This window comes from Methylorubrum sp. POS3, from assembly GCF_043352485.1.
In the GTDB taxonomy this organism is placed as follows: domain Bacteria; phylum Pseudomonadota; class Alphaproteobacteria; order Rhizobiales; family Beijerinckiaceae; genus Methylobacterium; species Methylobacterium suomiense.
In genome coordinates, this window is sequence record NZ_JAPRBT010000001.1 from 2,261,845 (window position 1) to 2,282,522 (window position 20,678).

The 20,678-nt window shown below is 69.6% G+C and carries 19 protein-coding genes and 1 pseudogene; 12 read left to right on the forward strand and 8 right to left on the reverse strand.

Annotation, left to right across the window (positions count from 1 at the left end):
• Window positions 1-157 precede the first annotated feature (157 nt).
• On the forward strand, window positions 158-1,414 hold the full coding sequence (locus OWC43_RS10585) for a sensor histidine kinase (protein WP_393956664.1): 1,257 nt from the start codon (window positions 158-160) through the stop codon (window positions 1,412-1,414).
• A gap of 163 nt (window positions 1,415-1,577) precedes the next feature.
• Entirely contained in the window at window positions 1,578-1,940 is a 363-nt protein-coding gene (locus tag OWC43_RS10590; protein WP_393956665.1) for a response regulator, read from the forward strand.
• Between the two features lie 100 nt (window positions 1,941-2,040).
• Here OWC43_RS10590 and OWC43_RS10595 read toward each other — a convergent pair whose 3' ends face one another.
• The 3 genes and pseudogenes from OWC43_RS10595 to OWC43_RS10605 form a co-directional block, all read right to left on the reverse strand.
• Window positions 2,041-2,172, reverse strand: a complete 132-nt coding sequence (locus tag OWC43_RS10595) for a hypothetical protein (RefSeq protein WP_393956666.1) — start codon at window positions 2,170-2,172, stop codon at window positions 2,041-2,043.
• 96 nt (window positions 2,173-2,268) lie between these two features.
• A pseudogene (locus OWC43_RS10600) lies at window positions 2,269-3,901 on the reverse strand (acyl-CoA synthetase).
• Window positions 3,902-4,053: 152 nt separating this feature from the next.
• A complete protein-coding gene (locus OWC43_RS10605; RefSeq protein WP_003599068.1) occupies window positions 4,054-4,248 on the reverse strand; it encodes a hypothetical protein in 195 nt (64 codons plus the stop codon).
• Between the two features lie 335 nt (window positions 4,249-4,583).
• On the opposite strand from OWC43_RS10605, the gene OWC43_RS10610 reads away from it, so the two are divergent.
• From OWC43_RS10610 to OWC43_RS10630, 5 genes are all read left to right on the forward strand, one after another.
• Window positions 4,584-6,347, forward strand: coding sequence for an ArnT family glycosyltransferase (locus OWC43_RS10610; protein ID WP_393956668.1), 1,764 nt, complete (start codon window positions 4,584-4,586; stop codon window positions 6,345-6,347).
• Window positions 6,344-7,102: a glycosyltransferase family 2 protein gene (locus tag OWC43_RS10615; protein ID WP_393956669.1), complete on the forward strand. Its 759-nt coding sequence runs from the start codon at window positions 6,344-6,346 to the stop codon at window positions 7,100-7,102. The genes OWC43_RS10610 and OWC43_RS10615 overlap by 4 nt, the downstream gene beginning before the upstream one ends.
• 4 nt (window positions 7,103-7,106) lie before the next feature.
• Window positions 7,107-7,442 carry a lipid-A-disaccharide synthase N-terminal domain-containing protein gene (locus OWC43_RS10620; RefSeq protein ID WP_137831544.1) on the forward strand — a complete coding sequence of 112 codons (336 nt, stop codon included), beginning with the start codon at window positions 7,107-7,109 and terminating at the stop codon, window positions 7,440-7,442.
• 5 nt (window positions 7,443-7,447) lie between these two features.
• Complete coding sequence (locus OWC43_RS10625; protein ID WP_393956671.1) at window positions 7,448-7,921, forward strand: DUF2721 domain-containing protein; 474 nt, start codon at window positions 7,448-7,450, stop codon at window positions 7,919-7,921.
• Between the two features lie 252 nt (window positions 7,922-8,173).
• On the forward strand, window positions 8,174-8,392 hold the full coding sequence (locus OWC43_RS10630) for a hypothetical protein (RefSeq protein ID WP_393956673.1): 219 nt from the start codon (window positions 8,174-8,176) through the stop codon (window positions 8,390-8,392).
• A gap of 1 nt (window position 8,393) precedes the next feature.
• On the opposite strand, the gene OWC43_RS10635 is transcribed toward OWC43_RS10630, so the two are convergent.
• Together OWC43_RS10635 and OWC43_RS10640 are read right to left on the reverse strand one after the other, a co-directional pair.
• Window positions 8,394-8,942 carry a PAS domain-containing protein gene (locus tag OWC43_RS10635; protein ID WP_393956674.1) on the reverse strand — a complete coding sequence of 183 codons (549 nt, stop codon included), beginning with the start codon at window positions 8,940-8,942 and terminating at the stop codon, window positions 8,394-8,396.
• 531 nt (window positions 8,943-9,473) lie between these two features.
• The gene (locus OWC43_RS10640; RefSeq protein ID WP_393958539.1) at window positions 9,474-12,695 is read right to left on the reverse strand and encodes a PAS domain S-box protein; all 3,222 of its coding nucleotides are present in this window, start codon (window positions 12,693-12,695) and stop codon (window positions 9,474-9,476) included.
• 445 nt (window positions 12,696-13,140) lie between these two features.
• Here OWC43_RS10640 and OWC43_RS10645 point away from each other — a divergent pair, with 445 nt between their 5' ends.
• Window positions 13,141-13,737, forward strand: coding sequence for a pyridoxamine 5'-phosphate oxidase family protein (locus OWC43_RS10645; RefSeq protein ID WP_393956675.1), 597 nt, complete (start codon window positions 13,141-13,143; stop codon window positions 13,735-13,737).
• A gap of 67 nt (window positions 13,738-13,804) precedes the next feature.
• Here OWC43_RS10645 and metC read toward each other — a convergent pair whose 3' ends face one another.
• Together metC and OWC43_RS10655 are read right to left on the reverse strand one after the other, a co-directional pair.
• Window positions 13,805-14,989, reverse strand: a complete 1,185-nt coding sequence (gene metC, locus OWC43_RS10650; RefSeq protein ID WP_137831539.1) for a cystathionine beta-lyase — start codon at window positions 14,987-14,989, stop codon at window positions 13,805-13,807.
• 77 nt (window positions 14,990-15,066) lie between these two features.
• Entirely contained in the window at window positions 15,067-15,240 is a 174-nt protein-coding gene (locus tag OWC43_RS10655) for an Rmf/CrpP family protein (RefSeq protein WP_393956676.1), read from the reverse strand.
• Between the two features lie 126 nt (window positions 15,241-15,366).
• Here OWC43_RS10655 and OWC43_RS10660 point away from each other — a divergent pair, with 126 nt between their 5' ends.
• The 3 genes from OWC43_RS10660 to OWC43_RS10670 all read left to right on the forward strand — a co-directional run bounded on the left by OWC43_RS10660 (window position 15,367) and on the right by OWC43_RS10670 (window position 17,650).
• Window positions 15,367-15,651 (forward strand): hypothetical protein, encoded by a 285-nt coding sequence (locus OWC43_RS10660; RefSeq protein WP_393956677.1) that lies wholly within the window; start codon window positions 15,367-15,369, stop codon window positions 15,649-15,651.
• A gap of 146 nt (window positions 15,652-15,797) precedes the next feature.
• Window positions 15,798-16,655, forward strand: a complete 858-nt coding sequence (gene rarD / locus OWC43_RS10665; protein ID WP_393956679.1) for an EamA family transporter RarD — start codon at window positions 15,798-15,800, stop codon at window positions 16,653-16,655.
• Window positions 16,652-17,650, forward strand: coding sequence for a P1 family peptidase (locus OWC43_RS10670; RefSeq protein ID WP_393956680.1), 999 nt, complete (start codon window positions 16,652-16,654; stop codon window positions 17,648-17,650). Before rarD ends, OWC43_RS10670 begins: the two co-directional genes overlap by 4 nt.
• A gap of 112 nt (window positions 17,651-17,762) precedes the next feature.
• On the opposite strand, the gene OWC43_RS10675 is transcribed toward OWC43_RS10670, so the two are convergent.
• On the reverse strand, window positions 17,763-19,436 hold the full coding sequence (locus tag OWC43_RS10675) for an electron transfer flavoprotein-ubiquinone oxidoreductase (RefSeq protein WP_137831533.1): 1,674 nt from the start codon (window positions 19,434-19,436) through the stop codon (window positions 17,763-17,765).
• A gap of 281 nt (window positions 19,437-19,717) precedes the next feature.
• On the opposite strand from OWC43_RS10675, the gene OWC43_RS10680 reads away from it, so the two are divergent.
• Window positions 19,718-20,665, forward strand: a complete 948-nt coding sequence (locus tag OWC43_RS10680) for a uracil-DNA glycosylase family protein (RefSeq protein WP_393956682.1) — start codon at window positions 19,718-19,720, stop codon at window positions 20,663-20,665.
• The last annotated feature ends 13 nt before the right edge of the window (window positions 20,666-20,678 follow it).

A 20,678-nucleotide genomic window follows, 5' to 3' on the forward strand; every position in this document is an offset into this window, starting at 1 on the left:
AACGCCGTCAAAGGCATCGTGGCGGCCATCGAAGCCGCAAAAATGCCGGGACGGACGCGTCAAGCCCTCCGCCGAAGGGGTGGAATCGGCCGGGATTGCCAACCGTGCCGGAGCGCGGCACCAATGACCGGCGCGGTTCCTATCGGGGAAGGGGTCGATGCTCGACAGTCTGCGGCGCCTCTGGGAGGTCGAGAATCTCTCACCGCACGGCATCTGCCTGCTGTGGCGACCGGAGCTGATCTGGACGCACATCATCTCCGACACGATGATCGCGCTCGCCTATTTCTCGATTCCCGTCGCGCTCGCGACCTTCGTCTCCCGCCGCCGGGACGTGGTGTTCGGCTGGGTGTTCTGGTCGTTCGCGGTGTTCATCACCGCCTGCGGCGCCACGCATCTGATGGCGATCTGGACCCTCTACGTGCCCGATTACGGGCTGGAGGCGATGGTCAAGATCCTCACCGCCGCAGCTTCGATCGGCACGGCAGTGGCGTTGTGGTACCTGATGCCGCGGGCGCTCAGCCTGCCCTCACCGACGCAGCTGCGAAGCGCCAACGAGGAGCTGCTGGCCCGCATCGCGGAGCGCGATCACGCGCTCGCGGCGCTGAAGGAGGCCAATGCCGAGCGCCAGCGCACCGAGGCATTGCTGCGCCAGTCGCAGAAGATGGAGGCGGTGGGCCAGCTCACCGGCGGCGTCGCCCACGACTTCAACAACCTCCTCAACGTGGTGCTGATCAATCTCGACCGGGTGGAGCGCAGCCTGCCCGCCGACAGTCCGCTGCTGGCGCCCCTGCGCGATGCCATGCAGGGCGCGGAGCGGGGGGCCGCCGTCACCCACAAGCTGCTGGCCTTCGCCCGCAAGCACCCGCTCTCGCCGGTCAGGACCGACGTGAACGCCCGGATCGGCTCCTTCGCCGAGCTCCTGCGCGGATCGATCGGTGCCAAGATCCGGCTGGAAACCGATTTCGCGCCCGGCCTCGCCCCGCTCGTCATCGATCCGAACCAGCTCGAGAACGCGATCCTCAACCTCGCGGTCAACGCCCGCGACGCGATGCCGGAGGGCGGCACCCTCACGATCCGCACCCGCCCGCTGCCGGAGGGGGGACTGGCGCAGGGCCAGACGGGCGTCTGCGTCGAGGTCTCGGATACCGGCACCGGCATGCCGCCGGAGGTGGAGGCGCGGGCCTTCGAGCCGTTCTTCACCACCAAGCCGCTGGGGCAGGGCACGGGCCTGGGCCTTTCCCAGGTGTTCGGCTTCGCCCAGCAATCGGGCGGGTCGGCCGCCATCGTGCCGGGGAGCGAGCGGGGGACGACGGTGCGCCTGTACTTTCCCGCCGAGCCCCGGCCCGCGCCCGCTCCCGACAGGGCCGAAGCCCCGGGCCTCGGCTTCGCGCCGGGCTTCGCGGTGGCGGGTTGAGCCCTGCCGGAGCGGGGGATCGGCTTTCGATGAGCGGTGGAGCCGATCCGGGCATCGGCGAGACAGGCCGGCACCAGCTTCCGGGGCGATGGTCCGGGAGCCGCTCCGCCCGGCGGAGCATCGCAGGAAGACAGGCCGCGCGCGGCCGGGGGGAGCGTGAGACATGTCCGACAAGCGGACCGTGCTGGTCGTTGAGGACGAGGAGATGCTCCTCAGCGCCGTCTCGATGGAGTTCGAGGATGCGGGCTACGACGTGCTCTGCGCCGGCACCGCGGAACAGGCCTACGACCTGCTGCGCGCCCGGCCCCGCGTCGATCTCCTGTTCACCGACATCCGCCTGCCGGGCCAGCTCGACGGCTGGGATCTCGCCGAGCGCGCCCGCGCGTTACAGCCCGACCTGCCGGTGATCTACGTGACCGGATACAGCAACGAGCAGCCGCGGCAGGTGGCCGAGAGCGTGCTGGTGATGAAGCCCTATCGCATGTCCGCGGTCATCGACGTGGCCCGCCGCCTCGGGGTGGGGTGACGCCGGCCGCGCACCATCGAGGCGGCGGAGCAAGCGAGGATCCCGACGCATTCGCACCAGGCGGCGCCGAGGACGATGGGCCGACCTCCGCGGCAGGCGCTCACGAAACATCGCTCCATTCCAGCGGCTGCGTCACCGGCACGGCGCCATCCTCCTCGTCCGGTGCCTCCTCATATCCGATCGCCCGCAGCGTTCCCCGGGCGGGGTCGGCTTCGACGGCCAGACGCGTCATGGCGTTGAGGATCGGGGGCTGCACCCACGCGAACGGCGCCCCGGCGCGCCCCGCCCAGGTCTCGATCAGTGCGGCGCGCGCGGCACTGTCCTGCGCTCAGCCCTCCCGCGCCTTCTCCCGCAGGACGAATTTCTGCACCTTCCCCGTCGAGGTCTTGGGCAGTTCCCCGAACACCACGTGGCGCGGCAGCTTGTAGGGGGCGAGCCGCTCGCGGCACCACGCGATCAGGTCCTCGGGCGAGACGTCCTTGCCCTCCTTCAGCTCGACGAAGGCGCAGGGTGTCTCGCCCCATTTCTCGTCGGGCTTGGCGACGACGGCGGCGGCGGCCACCGCCGGGTGCTTGAACAGGGCGTCCTCGACCTCGATGGAGGAGATGTTCTCGCCGCCCGAGATGATGATGTCCTTCGAGCGGTCCTTCAGCTGGATGTAGCCGTCCGGGTGCTTCACCCCGAGATCGCCGGAGCGGAACCAGCCGCCCGCGAAGGCCGCCTGGGTGGATTTGGGATTCTTCAGGTAGCCGCGCATCACCACGTTGCCGCGGAACATCACCTCGCCGAGGGTCTGGCCGTCGGCCGGCAGGGATTCCATGCTCTCGGGATCGCGCACGTCGAGCCCCTCCAGCACGGGATAGCGCACGCCCTGGCGGGCCTTCTTCCGCGCGCGCTCGTCGGAGGGGAGGTCGGTCCATTCCTCGTGCCACGCATTGACCACCGCGGGACCGTAGGTCTCGGTGAGGCCGTAGAGATGAGTCACGTCGAAGCCGGCATCCCCCATGGCGGCGAGCACCGCCTCGGGCGGCGGCGCGGCGGCGGTCAGGAAATGAACGCGCTGGGGGAGGGGCCGCTTCTGGTCGTCGGGGGCGTTGAGCAGCGTCGACATCACGATCGGCGCGCCGGAGAGATGCGTCACGCCGTGCTCGGCGAGCGCCGCGTACATCGCGCCCGCCCGCACCTGCCGCAGGCAGACATGGGTGGCCGGCCACCACCGAGAGCGACCACGGGAAGCACCAGCCGTTGCAGTGGAACATCGGCAGGGTCCAGAGATAGACCGCGTGCTGGCCCATGCCGGCCGTGATGACGTTGCCGAGCGCGAGCAGGGCCGCGCCGCGGTGATGGTAGACCACTCCCTTCGGATCGCCCGTGGTGCCGGAGGTGTAGTTGAGCGAGATCGCGTCCCACTCGTCGTCCGGCATCGCCCAGTCGTGGTCGGGATCGCCGGCAGCCAGGAAGGCCTCGTAATCGGTCCCGCCGAGGGCGGAGCCATCGCCGGTGAATTCCGGATCGTCGTAATCGATGACGAACGGCGTCACCTCGGCCTTCTCGAGCGCGCCGCGGGCGAGCTTCGAGAATTCACGATCGACGATGAGGATTTTGGCCTCGCCGTGGTCGAGGCAGAAGCCGAGGGCCTCGGCATCGAGGCGGGTGTTGAGCGTGTTGAGCACCGCGCCCGTCATCGGCACGCCGTAATGGCACTCGATCATCGCGGGCGTGTTGGCGAGCAGCACCGCCACGGTGTCGCCCCGGCCGATGCTGCGGGCCTTGAGCGCCGCCGCGAGGCGCCGGCAGCGCGCGTAGAGATCGGAATAGGAACGGCGCAGCGTCCCGTGGACCACCGCAACGCGGTCCGGAAAGGTCCGGGCGGCCCGGTCGAGATAGGTCAGCGGCGTCAGCGGCTGATAATTAGCCGGATTCCGATCGAGATCCCGGTCATAGATCGTCTCGCGCGCCATCGGCGTCGCCTCCCTTTTCAGGAGACCTTAGCCGAGCCCTCCGCACGATCAACGACGGAAAAGGCCCCGCGGGGGTTGGACCCGGGAGCCTTTCACGGTTCGTCGTGGATTGTCGGGTGGAGCGCGGTGGGCCGCTCGGGCGGCCCGCCCGATCAGCGCTCGCGGCCGCTCAGAAGCTTTTCCAGAGCGGCGAGGCCGCTGCGCTCGGCCGCCTCTTCCGTGGTCTGCACGCGGTCAGCGCGCTGAAAGAGCTTGCCGTTTCGCCGGATCGCCCAGGTGAAGTGTCCCGCCGGGCGCTCGCAGGCTTCGATCTCGAGGGTGTAAGGGTTTGCGCTGTTATTTGCCATGAGCGGGATATAGGGTCGGCCTTCCGTGCCGGCTACCCGCCCAGCGCATGTTTGCCCTGCCCGGGCCGGAGACTTGTGTGCGGGCGCACGGAACGCTCTTCGCCGGCGGGCATGGCCGGTTCGTCGGACGAGGGCGATCGGAACGGCGGGCGCCAAGCGACAGGGGAACAAGCGACAGGGGAATTTGACAATCCCTGCGGGATCACCGACACGGCGCCCGGCCGGGGCGGGGCCATCCGTCGGCCTCGACGCAGGTCCGCTCCCGAGCCGTCGATGCCGCTTCCCCCCCGCCCGACCCGGACGCCCCCGTTTCTCGGCGCGGGCGCCACGCATCCATGACACGCGCAGGAATGACGGCGGGCGCCGGATCCGACCGGACGGAGGCGTCGGGCCCCCTCGCAGGCCTACTGCGGGCCGCCGACGGGCTGATCGCCCTCGGTGCGGCGAGCCACGGGCGCGCCTGCGCGCTGCTGCTCCTGCTCGGCCTCGTCTGCTTCCTTCCCGGAATCGCCTCCCTCCAGCCGATGGACCGGGACGAACCGCGCTTCGCCCAAGCCTCGAAGCAGATGCTGGAGACGGGCGATTTCGTCGATATCCGCTTCCAGGCGGAGGCGCGCCACAAGAAGCCGGTGGGCATCTACTGGGCGCAGGCCGCCACCGTCGCAGCCGCCGAGGCCCTCGGCGTCCCGGAAGCGCGCACCACCATCGGCCTCTATCGGATCCCCTCGCTGATCGGGGCCCTCGCTGCCGTCCTGCTGACCTACTGGGCCGCGCTCGCGCTCCTGCCGCGGCGCGGGGCGTTCCTCGCCGCCGCCCTGTTCGGGGCCTGCCTGATGCTCTCGGCCGAAGCCCGGCTCGCCAAGACCGACGCGTTGCTCACCGCCTGCGCGGTCGCCAGCTTCGGTGCGCTCGCCCGCAGCTGGCTCGGCCGCGCCCGGCTGGAGCGGCGCCGCGGCCCCGCCACGCCGGCCACGGCCGCGATCTTCTGGGGCGGCCTCGCCCTCGGCATCCTGATCAAGGGGCCGATGGTGCCGTTCTTCGTGGGGCTCGCTGCCCTGGTCCTGTGCCTGCGCGAGGGCTCGGCCCGCTGGCTCCTCGACCTGCGCCCGCGGCTCGGCCTCGCCCTGATCCTCGTCGTCGTGGCGCCGTGGTTCCTGGCCATCGCCTGGAAGAGCGGCGGCGCCTTCTTCGGCGAAGCGGTCGGGAAGGACATGCTGGGCAAGGTCGGCGGCGCGGCGGAAAAGCACTGGGGCCCGCCCGGCGCCTACGCGATCGCCTTCTTCGCGACCTTCTGGCCGGGCGCCGCCTTCGCGTGTCTGGCCATTCCCTTCGCCTGGGCGAAGCGGGGGGAGGACGCGGTCGCCCTGCTCCTCGCCTGGATCGTGCCCGCTTGGCTGATCTTCGAGGCTCTGCCGACGAAGCTTCCCCATTACGTCCTGCCGCTGATGCCGGCCGTGGCGATCCTGACGGTGCTGGCGCTCCACCGCAACACCCTCGATCCGCGCCGGCCCGGCGCGCTCTGGACCGCCGGCCTCGTCGTGCTGATCCCGGTGGGACTGACCCTGGGCCTGAGCGCCGCCGCGTGGCGGCTCGACGGCGCGCTGCCGCTCGTCGCCCTGCCGCTGCTCGTCGTGGCCTGCGCGCTGGCCGGCCTCGCGCTCGCCGCCTTCCGCCGCGGCGCGGGGGAGGGCGCGCTGGCGCTCGCCATCCTCGCCTCCCTCGCCGTCTCGCCCGCCGTGTTCGGCCTGACCCAGCCGGTGCTGCAGAGCCTCAAGCTCGCCCCGCGCTTGGCCGCGATCCGCGACGGCCTGCCCTGCGCGGCGCCGCGCACGGCCTCGCTCGGCCTGCGCGAGCCGAGCCTCGTCTTCACGCTCGGGACCGACCTCGCCATGCTGAATTCGGCCGAGGAGGCGCGCGACTTCCTCAACGGTGGCGGTTGCCGCCTCGTCCTGGTCGAGGACCGGTTCGCCGACGGCTTCGCGCCGGCGAGGGGCGGCCCCGCGGCGCGACCGGTCGGGCGCGTCACCGGTTTCAACATCAACGGCGGCAAGCCGGTCGGGGTCTCGGCCTGGGCCGTTCTGCCGGATGCGGCCCCATGAGCACGACGCCGTCCCCCTTGCGTCTCTCGGTCGTGGTGCCGGTCAAGAACGAGGCCGGCAACATCGCGGCCCTGGTCGCCGAGATCGGCAGTGCCTGCGGGCCCTTGAGCCCGTTCGAGGTGGTCTACGTCGATGACGGCTCGACCGACGACACCCATGAGGCCCTCGTTCGGGCGCAGCACAGCCATCCCTGGCTGCGGATCGTGCGGCACGATCGCAGCGGCGGACAGAGCGCGGCGGTGCGCAGCGGGGTGCTGCGTGCCCGCGCCCCCGTGATCGCGACGCTCGACGGCGACGGCCAGAACGATCCGTCCTTCATCCCGGCGCTCTACGCCGCCCTCGATCAGGGCGGTCCGGGCATCGGCCTCGCCCAGGGGCAGCGGGTGGGGCGCAAGGGACGCTGGAAGCGGTTCCAGTCCAAGATCGCCAACGGCGTGCGCGGCAAGATCCTGAAGGACGCGACCCGCGACACCGGCTGCGGGCTCAAGGTGTTTCGCCGCGACGTCTATTTCAGCCTGCCCTATTTCGACGCGCTGCACCGCTTCATGCCGGCCCTCGTCACCCGCGAGGGATTCGGCGTCGTCCATCGCGACGTGATCGACCGGCCGCGCTTCACCGGTCGCTCGAAATACGGGATGTTCGACCGGCTCTGGGTCGGGCTGCTCGACATGGCCGGCGTGTGGTGGCTGATCCGGCGGCGGCGCCCGGCACCGTCCGCGACGGAAGCGGCGCGCGACGGAAGCGGAGGTCCGTGAGTCCATGCTGATCCAGCTCGCCGAGGATCTCCCGGCCTATTTCTACGAGGTCTTCGTCACCCGGTTCGATTTCTGGCTGGTGTTCGGCGTCGCGGCGCAGCTCGTCTTCGGCTCGCGCTTCATCCTGCAATGGCTGGCGAGCGAGCGGGCGGGCAAGAGCGTCATGCCGCTCTCGTTCTGGTTCCTGTCGATCCTCGGCGGGCTGATGACCCTGGTCTACGGTTTCGTGCGCAAGGAGCCCGTCATCATCATCGGCCAGGGTCTCTCGACCGTCATCTACGTCCGCAACCTCGTCCTGATCTCCCGCGAGCGGCGGCGCGCGCGGAGCGCCCGGGCCTGAGGCCGATGCTGTCCACGATGTCCGGGGCGGGCGATCCGGAGAGCATCGCCCACATCATCCAGGTGGCGCTCGCCCCCGCCTTCCTGCTCTCGGGGCTCGCCACCCTCCTCAACGTGTTCTCGACGCGGCTCGGCCGCGTCGCCGACAAGGTCGACACGCTCTCGAGCGACCTGATCGGCGCCGGCCCGGACGAGGCGGCGGCGTTGGCGCGACGCCTCGCCTATCTGCGGCGGCGCTCCCTCCTGCTCGATCTCGCCGTGGTGCTGGCGAGCTTCGGCGGCATGCTGACCGGGATCGCGGTTCTGACGCTGTTCGTGGGCGCCCTGCGCGACGCCTCCGCAGCCTCGGTGCTGTTCGTCTGCTTCGGACTGGCGCTGGGTTGCACGATCCTGGCGATCCTCGCCTTCCTGACGGAGATTTTGCTGGCTGGGCGGGGCGTACGGATCGCGGCAGCACCGAATGGGCGGCGAGCAGAGTAGGCGGCCGGCGCACGGATGGCTGCGCGTCGTGCCGTGTCTCGGCCATCCTGCGGCCCATGCGAGTAGTCGGCACTTCTATCTGGCGAAGAACCCTGCCGATACAGTCAACGCAGGATCACCACGCTCACAGGATCGTGACGGCCAAGCTGCCACGCCCGTAGCGTTGAGTGCACTCACTTTGCCTAGAGTGAATGCATACATGCGGAGCAGATCTTAGGCTTCTTCAGCATCACAACCGTCACGCGAGAAGATATGGACTCCTATAGCAAGTTGGATGGCGAATTGCTGTTTTATCTCGCCGATGCAACCTGGCGGTCGGAAGCCATGAAGGTGTTGGGCCAAACGGACGAAACGGCAGACTTGGCGGAGTGCCCGGAAGCCCAGGGTGAGCCCGCGACCTTGCTGCGCATCGCCTACGAGGCGCGCCAGAGGGCTCTCGTCAGATGGAAAGCCGAAAAGGACAAAGTCTGATCTAGTGCTTCTTCAGCGATGCATTCGCGGCATCGATCTGAGCTTTCTGTGCCGTCTTCGCCTCGTTGAGCGCCCGTTCGATGGCATCGGCCACGGCCGGCGCGTGATGCTCCGACAAGATTTTCGCGTGGATGAGGTAATCGGCAATGATGTCGAGCTTCGTCGGCGATGACGCGCCGAGCGAGGTCTGCCCCGGCTTGAAAGAGCCGAGCTCGGCCTTGGCGGTCAGCGGGATGTTCGGATCGTCGTAGCAGCTGACAGTGCCGAGAAAGCCCAGGAAATCATGCGTCAGCGGCGTGAAGGACGGCGACGCCGCATCGAGAACCCAAACATAGACGCCGTCCTGCCGACGAAGGCGGTAATGGAGAATGAACTCGGTCTGGCAGCGACAGGCTTCCAGAAATCCCATCACGACGACATCTCGATCATCGGGATGGACAACGTCCGCCCACCCGGGGCCTAAGGCTTCATCGAGCGTCTGTCCTGTGAAGGCGCGCCATTCCTCGCTCACGAAGGTACAGAATCCGTCCTGATTGGCCACCCAGAGCATGCCTAATCCTGCTCGACCGCAACTAAATTATATTGTGACGAGAGGGTAAATCTGAGATTTTCCGCCAAAAATAACTCACATAACTTTCATGAAATAGAATCTCTTATCTACCGAAATAATCGGATCGCCGCCCACTACTCGTGATGCACCCGACCTAGACCCGTCCGGCGACAGGTACCGCCCGATGAGGAAAAAGCAATTCGGTCTGAGCGGTTGCGGTAGGCGAAGGACGCGATTTTCCTGAGAAATAGTTATCCACGAGACGCGTGTTTCTGCGATCGAAATTCGAAGTGGCCGGGGAACTTTCGTTCAGGCCCAGACCACTACGCGACGCGGGCCATGCGTGCGGCGCAGGAACGCGGGGCACGTGCCCGTGACGACAGCGGATGTCATGCGAAAACCCGATGAGACGGCGCGTCGGTTCCAGACTCCGGCGCGTCGTCCCAGGCATCGGATTCGGGACGAAGCGCGCGGCTCCTCTGCCGCAGCGGCCTTACCCGGCGGCAAGTCCGCGTTTGGCGGAACGACGCCCTAGCCCGCGTCGATCATCTCCTTGATGCGCGCGGCCAGCGTTTCCATCACGAAGGGCTTGGTGATCACCGCCATGCCGGGCTCCAGATGGCCGTTGCCGACCACGGCGTTCTCGGCATAGCCGGTGATGAACAGGACCCGCAGGCCCGGTCGCAGGGCCCGGCCGGCATCGGCCACCTGCCGCCCGTTCATCCCGCCGGGAAGCCCCACATCGGTGACGAGCAGGTCGATCCGCACGTCCGATTGCAGCACCTTGAGGCCGGCAGGCCCGTCCGCGGCCTCGATGGCGGTGTAGCCGAGATCCTCCAGAACCTCGGTCACCAGCATGCGCACGGTAGGCTCGTCGTCGACGATCAGCACCGTCTCGCCCTGCTCGGCCCGCGGCGCGGCGGCGAGATCGGGGAGGCTGCCCGCTTCCTCCGCCGAACCGTAATGGCGCGGCAGGTAGAGGCTCATGGTCGTGCCCTGGCCGAGTTCGGAATAGATCCGCACCTGCCCGCCGGACTGGCGCACGAAGCCGTAGATCATGGAGAGGCCCAGGCCCGTGCCCTGGCCGAGCGGCTTCGTCGTGAAGAACGGATCGAATGCCTTGGCGATCACCTCCGGGCTCATGCCGGTGCCGGTATCGGTCACGCACAGCGACAGGTACTGGCCCGGATCGAGGTCGCGCTCGCGGGCGGCGTGCTCGTCGAGCCACCGGTTGGCGGTCTCGATGGTGATGCGCCCGCCCCCCGGCATGGCGTCGCGGGCGTTGATGCAGAGGTTGAGCAGCGCGTTCTCGAGCTGGCCCGGATCGATCAGCGCCGACCACAGGCCGCCCGCCGTCACCACCTCCAGGGTGGTCGCCGGTCCGATGGTCCGCCGGATCAGCTCTTCCATGCCGGCGACCAGACGATTCACGTCGGTGGGCTTGGGATCGAGCGTCTGGCGGCGGGAGAAGGCGAGCAGGCGGTGCGTCAGCGCGGCGGCGCGCTTGGCCGCCCCCTGCGCGGCGTTGACGTAGCGGTCGATCTCGCCGAGCCGCCCCTGGGCCAGGCGCGTCTGCAGAAGTTCGAGGCTGCCGGTGATGCCGGTCAGGAGGTTGTTGAAGTCGTGGGCGAGGCCGCCGGTCAGCTGGCCCACCGCCTCCATCTTCTGCGACTGGCGCAGCGCCTCCTCGGCCTGCATCAGCTCGGCGGTGCGCGCGGCGACCTGCTGCTCCAGGCTGGCATTGAAGGCCTCGAGCTGTGCCTTGGCGCGCAGCTCCGCCTCGATGTTGCGCGCCTCGATCACGGTGCCGACGGGAATGCCCCGCTCGTCGCGGATCGGGCTCGCGGTGAAGGCCACGGGATAGAACGAGCCGTCGCGGTGAACGAAGATCTCCTCGCCCTGCTCCTGATTGTTCTCCGGGAAGGCCTGATCGATCGGGCATTCGTGCAGCGGGTAGGGGCTGCCGTCGGGCCGGGTGTGGTGGACGACGTCATGGAGCGGCTGCCCGCGCGTCTCCTCCAGGGAATACCCCGTCAGTCGCTCGGCGGCGCGGTTCATGTAGGCGCAGTGCTGACGCTCATCCATCATGAAGACGGCCTGGGTCGCGTTGTTCAGCACGGCGTCGAGCCGGCGCGTCGTCTCGACGAGGCGCGCCTCGGTGCCTTTGCGGTCGGTGATGTCCACCGCCGTGCCGAGGACGCGCAGGCAGCGGCCGTTCCCGCCGGGGCCGCCGTCGAACACGCCGCGCCCCTTGGCGGCCACCCAGCGGACGAGGCCGTCCTCCCGGCCGATGGTCCGGTACTCGACATCGTAGAGGGCGCGCCGGGCCGGATCGATGGCGGCGGCGAAGGCGAGGCTCGCCCGCTCGCGGTCCTCCGGATGGAGACCGGCATAGAAGTCGTCGATCGAGACCGGGCGATCCGACGCGATGCCGAACATCGCCCTGATCCGTGCCGGCCAGAACAGGCTGCCGGTCACCGGATCGTAGTCCCACAGGCCGACCTCGGCATTCTCCACCGCGAGGCGGACCCGCTCCTCGCTCTCGGCCAGGGCCATCTCGGTGGCGCGGCGCTCCTGGATGTCGACGACCGAACCGACATAGCCGAGAAAGGTGCCGTCGGCGGCGAAGCGCGGGCTCGCGGAATCGATCGCCCAGCGATAGCCGCCATCGGCGTGGCGCAGGCGGTATTCCAGGCGGAAGGCCTCCTGGCGGGCATTGGCTGCGAGGAACGTCTCGCCGGACCAGCCGCGGTCGTCGGGATGCACGGCCTCGAGCCAGCCCAAGCCGAGCGCCTGGGCCTCGACCTGCCCGGTGAACTCGTACCAACGCCGGTTGAGGTAGAGGCAGGCGCCGGCGGCATCGGTCACCCACATCATGACGGGCGCGTCGTCCGCCATGGCCCGGAAACGCGTCTCGCTCTCGGCGAGGGCGGCGTGGCCGCGGACGCGCTCGGTGACGTCGGAGCCCTCGACGAACAGGCCGCTGACGGTGCCGGTCGCGTCCCGCATCGGCTGGAAGACGAAATCGAGATAGCGCTGCTCGGGCTTGCCGCCGGGCTCGCGCAGGAGCGCCACCGGCGCGGCATGGGCCCGGTAGCTCTCGCCCGAGCGATAGACCTCGTCGAGCAGTTCGAAGAAGCCCTGGCCTTCGATCTCGGGCAGGGCCTCGCGCACCGGCCAACCGACCACGTCGCGATGGGCCACCAATTGACGATAGGCCGGGTTGGCGAAGGCGAAGACGTGGTTCGGCCCGGTCACCACCGCCACGAAGCTCGGCGATTGCTCGAACAGGCGGGTCAGGCGCTCCCGCTCGGCCTCGGTCTGGCGTCCGAACTTCACCGCCGCCGTGGTCTCGGTGCAGGTGCAGAACATGCCGGCCACCGCACCGTCCTCGCCCGGCACGGGGGTATAGCCGAAGGAGAAATGCGTCTCCTCGGGGAAACCGTTGCGGTGCATGACGAAGGCGATGTCGTCCATATACGTCGCCTCGCCGGCAAAGGCGCGCGACAGGATCGGCTCCACCCGGTCCCAGATGTCGTGCCACAGAGCCTCGAACGGGCGGCCCATCGCCTGCGGATGGCGGCCGCCGCACATCGCCACGTAACCGTCGTTGTAGAGCGTGGTGTGGGCCTCGCCCCAGACGATCAGCATCGGCTGACGCGAGCCGAGCATCACGCCGACGAGGGTCTTGAGCGAGGGCGCCCAATGCTCCGGGGCACCGAGCGGGGTCGCGGCCCAGTCGAGCCGACGCATGAGCGCTCCGGTCTCGCCGCCGCCCGAGAGGAAGGTCGCCGACTCAGCCAAAGCGGCGGTTCCGGGGAAATGACGGAACGGTGCGGGGCGACGGGGGGGCGATGGAGGAGGGGGCCAAGGGAGCGACGATGCCTGACGCGAAGCGCGGAGGGGATGAGGATGCGAGCGTGACGGCCACGTTCGGGTTCTTCAACGCATGAGGGCCGCCGCTGTGCCCTGCTCCGGGCGCATCCTCACATCCGATCTCCTGCGCGATGGACCCGTGATTGTCCAATGACTTGATGACCGATGACGCGATGCCTCACGCCTCTGCCGATCGGGCCCGTTCAGGCGAGAGGAACCGCCCGGGCATCGCGTGACGGGGAGATCGGCGCATCGTCGTTCGGGCTTGCCTACCGCCGCCGGAGCGCAGAGCATCCCGCCGCCCTCACGCCCGGAGCCCCGTTTGGACCCGCTGCCCCCGTTCTACGACGATCTCGATGCCTTTCGCGCGGAGGCGTGGCGGCAGCTCGGGGAGGGCGCCGAGCGGGGCCGCAGCCCGTTCCACGTGCCGGCGCTGGCCACCGTCGACGGGCAGGGGCGCCCGCGGCTGCGCACGGTGGTGCTGCGCGCCGCCGATGCGGGGGCGGGGACGCTGCGCTTCCACTGCGACGCCCGCTCCGACAAGGCGCGCGCGATCGCGGGCGGATCGGGCGCGGCGCTGCACGTCTACGACGCGCAGACCAAGCTGCAGGTCCGGATCGAGGGAAGCGCCCGCCTCCACCACGGCGACGCCGTCGCCGCGGCGGCCTGGGCGGGGTCGCGGGCGATGAGCCGGGTCTGCTACGGCATTGCCCCCGCGCCCGGCACGCCCCTGGAGGAGGGCGGTGCCTACCTCATGCCGGAGGAGGATCCGGACGGCCGCATCGGCCGCGAGAATTTCTGCGCGGTGGTGGTGCGGGCCGTCTTCCTCGACCTGCTCTATCTCGACCGGCGCGGCCATCGCCGGGCGGAGTATCGACGCGATGGCGACGCCTGGACGGGGCGGTGGGTGGTGCCGTGAGCGCCCCGCCTGTCGGGGTCATGTCCGGTTCGGGCGCCGGCCGGGATCGGATGTTTTGTCGGGTCTTCTAAGCCGCCGCCATCCGGGCGAACCCCGCCTCCAGATCCGCCTTCAGATCCTCCGGATCCTCCAGCCCGATATGGAAGCGCAGGGCCGGACCGCCCGGCTGCCAGCGCGTGGCGGTGCGGTAGACCGTCGGATCGAAGGGAATGACGAGGCTCTCGAAGCCGCCCCAGGAAAATCCCATTCCGAACAGTTCGAGCCCGTCGAGGAAAGCCGCGAGGGCCGCCTCCGAGACCGGCTTCAGGATCACCCCGAACAGGCCCGAAGCCCCCGAGAAATCGCGCTTCCAGATCGCGTGGCCAGGATCGTCCGGTAGGCCGGGATGGAGCACCCGCAGGACCTCCGGCCGACCTTGAAACCACGCCGCCATGTCGAGCCCACGCGCGCCGTGCTCGCGCAGCCGCAGGCCCATCGTCCGCAGGCCCCGCAATCCCAGGAAGATATCCTCGGGGCCGGGGCAATTGGCGAAATGCTCGTAGGTGCGCTTCAGCGCCGGGTAGTGCCGGGCATTCGCCGAGACGAGGCCGAGCAGCAGGTCGGAGCCGCCGCTCAGATACTTGGTGCCGGCCTCCACCGCGAGGTCGACCCCCCTCTCGTGCGGCGGAAACAGGAGCGGCGTCGCCCAGGTGTTGTCCATCACGACGGTGCCGCCGCGGGCATGCATCGCCGCGGCGATGGCCGGCACGTCCTGCATCTCGAAGGTCTGCGAGCCCGGCGCCTCGACCAGCACCGCCCGCGTGTTGTCGCGCATCAGGGCCGAAATGCCCGCGCCGATCACGGGATCGTAGTATTCCACCGTGACGCCGTAGCGCGTGAGCACGCCGTCGCAGAAGATGCGGGTCGGGCGGTAGGCGGAATCGGTCACCAGCAGATGGTCGCCGGCGCTGACGCAGGTCATCAGCGCCAGCGTCAGTGCCGAGAGGCCGGAGGGCGCCAGCACCGTGCCGGCGGCCCCCGCGACGTCGCTCCAGGCCTCGCACAGGGCATCCATCGTCGGCGTGCCCGACGTGCCGTAATTGTAGCGCCCGCGCCGATGCTTGATGTCGTCGTAGGTCGGGTAGAGGACCGTGGAGCCGCGATAGATCGGCGTGTTGACGAAGCCGTGCTGGGCCGACGGGTCGCGCCCGGCAAGAACGAGGCGGGTGTCGGCACCGAAGCGGGCGCGGTCGTGGGGCGGGGATTTTGTCATTGGCCTCGGGGCATGGCGAGAGGGCGGCGTTGCCGCCCTTTCAGCCTCCCGGGGCGGGAAGCGTCAAGCCGGAGGATTCAGCCCTTCTCCCCCTCCGGATCGTCGGCGGCGGCCTCTTCGTAGGCCTGGATCCAGGCCGCGCGGTCCTGCGACTCCTCCGGGTAGGGGCAGGATTCGATGCTCTTGCCGTAGAGCCTCGCGTTGCGACCCTGGATGAAGGGGCTGTCGCTCGCGGTCGCCTGAATGTTCACGGCGGATCCTCCTCGAATGTCCTGAAAGGGGCCGGCGCGGCGCCGACCGGATCGTGCGGTTCGTTAACGAGGCCGGACCTATTGTGTTTCCAGTTGCCTGTGCTGCGTATTCGGGAAGTATCCGCCGTGAGTCTGTCGCGCGTCATCGCCTTCGGGACGATCACCAGCCTCGGCAGCCTGAGCGTCGTCTTCGTCGCGGCCGATCGCCTCGCCCATCCGGCCATCGCCGCCGTCGCGCCGCCGGTGATGGTGCGGGCCGCCCCCGCCATGCCGGACCCCATCACCACGGGCACCGTGACCCAGGGGCCGGCGGTCGAGCCGCCCAAGGCGCGGGCGATGACGGGCTTCGACACCGAGCGCCTCAACGCCCTGATGCGGGGCGAGACCCTGCCCGGCGCCCGGAAGCGCTGATTTCTCCGTTTCGGCCACGAATGCCGGCGTCCGCGGCCCGAGGCGCCTCGCTCCGCGCCCGGCCATACGGGGCTGCCGCGCGACCACGCTGACCGGCGGGTTCGATCACGCTACAAGCGGCACCCGCCATCGCCGAGACGTGACCGTTGGGCCTTCTCTACGCGCTCGCCGCCTATTTCAGCTGGGGCCTCGTCGTCCCGGTGCATTTCCGGCTGCTCGCCGGCATCCCCGCCGAGACGATCCTGGCGCAGCGCATCGGCTGGTCGGCCCTGTTCGTGACCGGGCTGATCGCGCTGCTGCGCCGCCGCCTCGCCAACCCGTTCCCGCTGCGTCCCCGCCATGCCCTGCTGGTGGTCTCGGCGGGACTGATCGCCTTCAACTGGCTGCTCTACCTGCGCGCGGTCGAGACCGGGCACATGCTCGATGCGAGCCTCGGCTACTACATCAATCCGCTGGTCTCCGTGGCGCTGGGCGCCCTCGTGCTCGGCGAGCGGCTGCGCCCCCTTCAGGGCGTGGCGGTCGCCATCGCGGTTCTGGGCGTCGTGATCGCGGTCCTGATGGCCGGACGCCTGCCGCTGCTGTCGCTCGGGCTCGCGGTCAGCTTCGCGCTCTACGGGTTGACCCGGAAGATCGTCGGTGTCGATGGAACGGTCGGCTTCTGCGCCGAGACCTTCCTGCTGCTGCCCGCGGCGCTAGCCTACCTGCTGCTCGCCGCGCCGCCGGTGCCGAGCGATGCGCGCACATGGTCGCTGCTGGCACTCACCGGCGTGACGACGGCCCTGCCGCTGATCTGGTTCGCCGCCGCCGCCACCCGCCTGACGCTGGCGACGCTCGGGTTGTTGCAATATCTGGCGCCCACCTGCCTCATGCTGCTCAGCACGCTGGCTTACGGCGAGACCCTGAGCGACGACCGGATCGTTCTGTTCGCCCTGATCTGGATCGCCCTGATCCTCTACGCCACCGACGCGCTCCGGCACAGCAAGCGGGAGAGGACGATGCGATGACACGGCTCAACCGCATCACCGACATCGCAGGACTTCGCGTCGGTCACGCCGAAGACGCCGCGGTGGCGAGCGGCGTCACCGCCCTGATCTTCGATCGGCCCTTCGTCACGGCGGTCGATGTGCGCGGCGGCGGGCCGGGCACCCGGGAGACCGACCTGCTCGACCCGGCCGCGACCGTGCCGGCGGTCGACGGGCTGGTGCTGTCGGGCGGCTCCGCCTTCGGGCTCGACGCGGCGGCGGGCGCGGTGGCGTGGCTCGCCGAGCAGGGCCGCGGCTTCGCGGTGGGCGACGTGCGGGTGCCGATCGTGCCGGGCGCGATCCTGTTCGACCTCCTCAACGGCGGCGACAAGGCCTGGGGCCGGTATCCGCCCTACCGCGATCTCGGCTACGCGGCCGCCCAGGCGGCGGGAGACGGTGCGTTCGCGCTGGGGTCGGTCGGCGCCGGATTCGGCGCACGCACCGCCAACCTCAAGGGCGGCCTCGGCTCGGCCTCCTCCCCGGTCGCCGGCCTCGACGGCGTGCAGGTCGGCGCCCTGGTCGCCGTCAACGCCTTCGGACGGGTGACGATGGGGCGGGGACCGCATTTCTGGGCCGCGCCGTTCGAGCAGAACGGGGAATTCGGTGGCCTCGGCCTGCCTGGCACGCTGCCGCCGGACACCCTCACCTGGCCGCGGGAAGCGCCGCCCGGGGCGAGCACGACGCTCGCCGTCGTCGCCACCGACGCCGCCCTCACCAAGGCGCAGGCGAAGCGCCTCGCCCTGGCCGCCCACGATGGCTTGACCCGGGCGATCCACCCGGTCCACACGCCGTTGGACGGCGACGTGGTGTTCGCGGTCTCGACCGGTCGGACGCCGCTGGCCGACCCCGTGGCCGGGATGGCCCGCCTCGCGGCCGCCGCCGCCGACATCCTGGCCCGCGCCGTGGCGATCGGGGTCTACGCGGCCACGCGCATCCCGAGCCTGGACCTGCCGGCTTGGAAAGAACTCAAAGTCTGAGTTTCCAAAGGCATCATCCCTTTGGTGGGGTACCGGGGCAGAGCCCCGGTCTCCGTCCAAACCAGGGCTGTGCCCTGGACCCGCGAAAGGACCCGTCCTTTCGATACCCGAATTACAGGTTCGTGTAGTTCGGGCCGCCGGGGCCTTCCGGTGTGACCCAGTTGATGTTCTGGTTCGGGTCCTTGATATCGCACGTCTTGCAGTGGACGCAGTTCTGCGCGTTGATCTGGAAGCGGATGCCGTCGCTGGCGGCCTTGTCCTCGACCCACTCGTAGACGCCCGCCGGGCAGTAGCGGCCGGAGGGGCCGCCATAGACGTCGTGTTCGGACGTCTTCTGCAGCTCCATGTTCTTCACCTTGAGGTGGGGCGGCTGGTCCTCCTCGTGGTTGGTGTTCGACAGGTAGACCGAGGAGAGACGGTCGAAGGTCAGCTTGCCGTCCGGCTTCGGGTAGGTGATCGGCGTCACCTCCGAGAGCGGCTTGAGGCAGGCATGGTCCGGCTTGCCGTGGGAGAGGGTGCCGAACAGCGAGGCGTTGGCGATCGTGTTGACCCACATGTCGAGGCCGCCGAGGCCGACGCCGACCAGAGTGCCGTATTTCGACCAGAGCGGCTTGACGTTGCGCACCGGCTTCAGGTCGCGCCCGATCGGGCTGTCGCGCCAACCTTCCTCGTAGGCCGTGAGCTCGTCGCCCTGACGCCCTTGGGCCAGCGCGTCGAAGATTGCCTCGGCCGCCTGGATGCCGGACAGGATCGCGTTGTGCGAGCCCTTGATGCGCGGAACGTTCACGAAGCCGGCGGAATCGCCGACGAGGCAGCCGCCGGGGAAGACCAGCTTCGGCACGGATTGCCAGCCGCCCTCCATGATCGCCCGTGCCCCGTAGCCGATGCGCTTGGCCCCCTCGAAGGTCTCGCGGATCATCGGATGGGTCTTGAAGCGCTGGAACTCCTCGAACGGCGACAGGGTCGGGTTCTCGTAGTTCAGGTGCGTGACGAAGCCGACCGAGAGCAGGTTGTCGTCGAAGTGATAGAGCCACGAGCCGCCGCCGGCCTTGTTCGGCAGCGGCCAGCCCATGGTGTGCTGGACGAGGCCCGGCTGGAACTTGTCGGGGGCGAGCTGCCAGAGCTCCTTCACGCCGAGACCGTATTTCTGATGGTCGCTGTTCTTGTTGAGCTGAAACCGCTCGATCAGCGTCTTGGTCAGGGAGCCGCGCGCGCCCTCGCCGAACACCGTGTACTTGGCCCGCAATTCCATGCCGCGGGTGAAGTCGTCGCGGGGCTCGCCGGTCCGGGAGATGCCGAGATCGCCGGTCGCCACGCCCGTCACGGTGCCGCGCGGGTCGGTGAGCACCTCCGAGGCCGGGAAGCCCGGATAGATCTCGACGCCGAGCGCCTCCGCCTTCGCACCGAGCCACTTCACGGTGTTGGAGAGCGAGCCGACGAAGTTGCCGTGGTTCGACAGAAGCTTGGGGAAGAACACGTTCGGCAGCGTCAGGCCGCTGTTCTTGGTCAGGAACAGGAACTCGTCGCGCTCGACCGCGGTCTTGAGCGGCCGGTCGGGATCGTCGCGCCATTCCGGCAGCAGCGTGTCGAGGCCGAGGGGATCGACCACGGCGCCCGACAGGATATGGGCGCCGACTTCGCTCCCCTTCTCGACGACGACGACGGAGACCTCTTCGCCCTTCTCCGCGGAGAGCTGTTTGAGGCGGATCGCGGCGGCGAGGCCCGCGGGCCCGGCGCCCACGATCACCACGTCGAAATCCATGCCTTCGCGTTCGGGCAACGCCATCCTGTTTCCTCCTGCGGCCGTCGGCGCGCGATGCGCTCTTCGACCCGCTTCCCTGTCAAGATTTCTCTCAATCGATTCCAAGGTAGGAAGGCAAGGGCATCCGGGTAGCGGCAGCTCTGCGCATGAGAGAAGCATCGCCATAAAGCAGGATTGACCGCAGCCGCAACGAAGCAAGACCAGCGGTCGGACGCTTCTTCCTGAATACGATATACAGGGTCGACATCGTCCTGCGGCGTTCCGGGAGGCACCGCGGCGTTGCCCCTCGGGCGACGACGCGCCACATGAGATCCATGACTTCGCGCGACGCCGGACACGATCCTGGTCGGGATGCCAGGGCCGACCTGATCTCGTATCTCGACTTTCACGTCGAGGCGGGCGTCGATGCCGCCTTGGATGAGGCGCCGCATGATCGGTTCGGCGAGGCCGAGGCCGCTGCCCCGCAGCCGGAACCGTCGCCCCGCCGCACCCCGCCGCCGGCGCCGCGTGCTCCGGCTCAGGCCCGGAACGAGGCACAGGACGAGCCTCCCGCGGACGACCCATTCCGACGCGAGTTGCCGAGCCGCGATCCGCCGTCGAGGGAGGCGCCGCGGACCTACGGCAACGCGGCCTCCGCCAAGCCCGGCGAGGCGGCCGACGACGCCCGGGCGCGGGCCGCGCAGATGGAGAGCCTCGACGATCTCGAAGCCCTGCTCCGGGGCTTCGAGGGCTGCGGCCTGCGCTTCACGGCGAAGAACCTCGTCTTCGCCGACGGCAATCCGCAGGCGCGGGTGATGTTCGTGGGCGAGGCCCCCGGCGCCGACGAGGACCGGATCGGCAAGCCGTTCATGGGCCGCTCGGGCCAGCTCCTCGACCGGATGATGGCGGCGATCGGCCTCGATCGCACCGGCGCCTATATCGCCAACATCGTGCCCTGGCGCCCGCCGGGCAACCGCAACCCGACCCCGCAGGAGGTCGCGATCTGCCGGCCCTTCATCGAGCGGCAGATCGAACTGGCCAATCCCGAACTCCTGGTCTGCCTCGGCGCGCCCGCGACGCAGACCCTGACCGGCACCAAGGACGGCATCCTGAAGGCGCGCGGGCGCTTCTATCCCTACCGCCTGAGCGACGGACGCGAGATCAAGGCGCTCGCGACCCTCCATCCGGCCTACCTGCTGCGCCAGCCGGTGCAGAAGCGGCTGGCCTGGCGCGACTTCCGAATGCTGAAGGCGGCCCTCGACGCCGGCCGCTAGAGGCGTTTAAGCG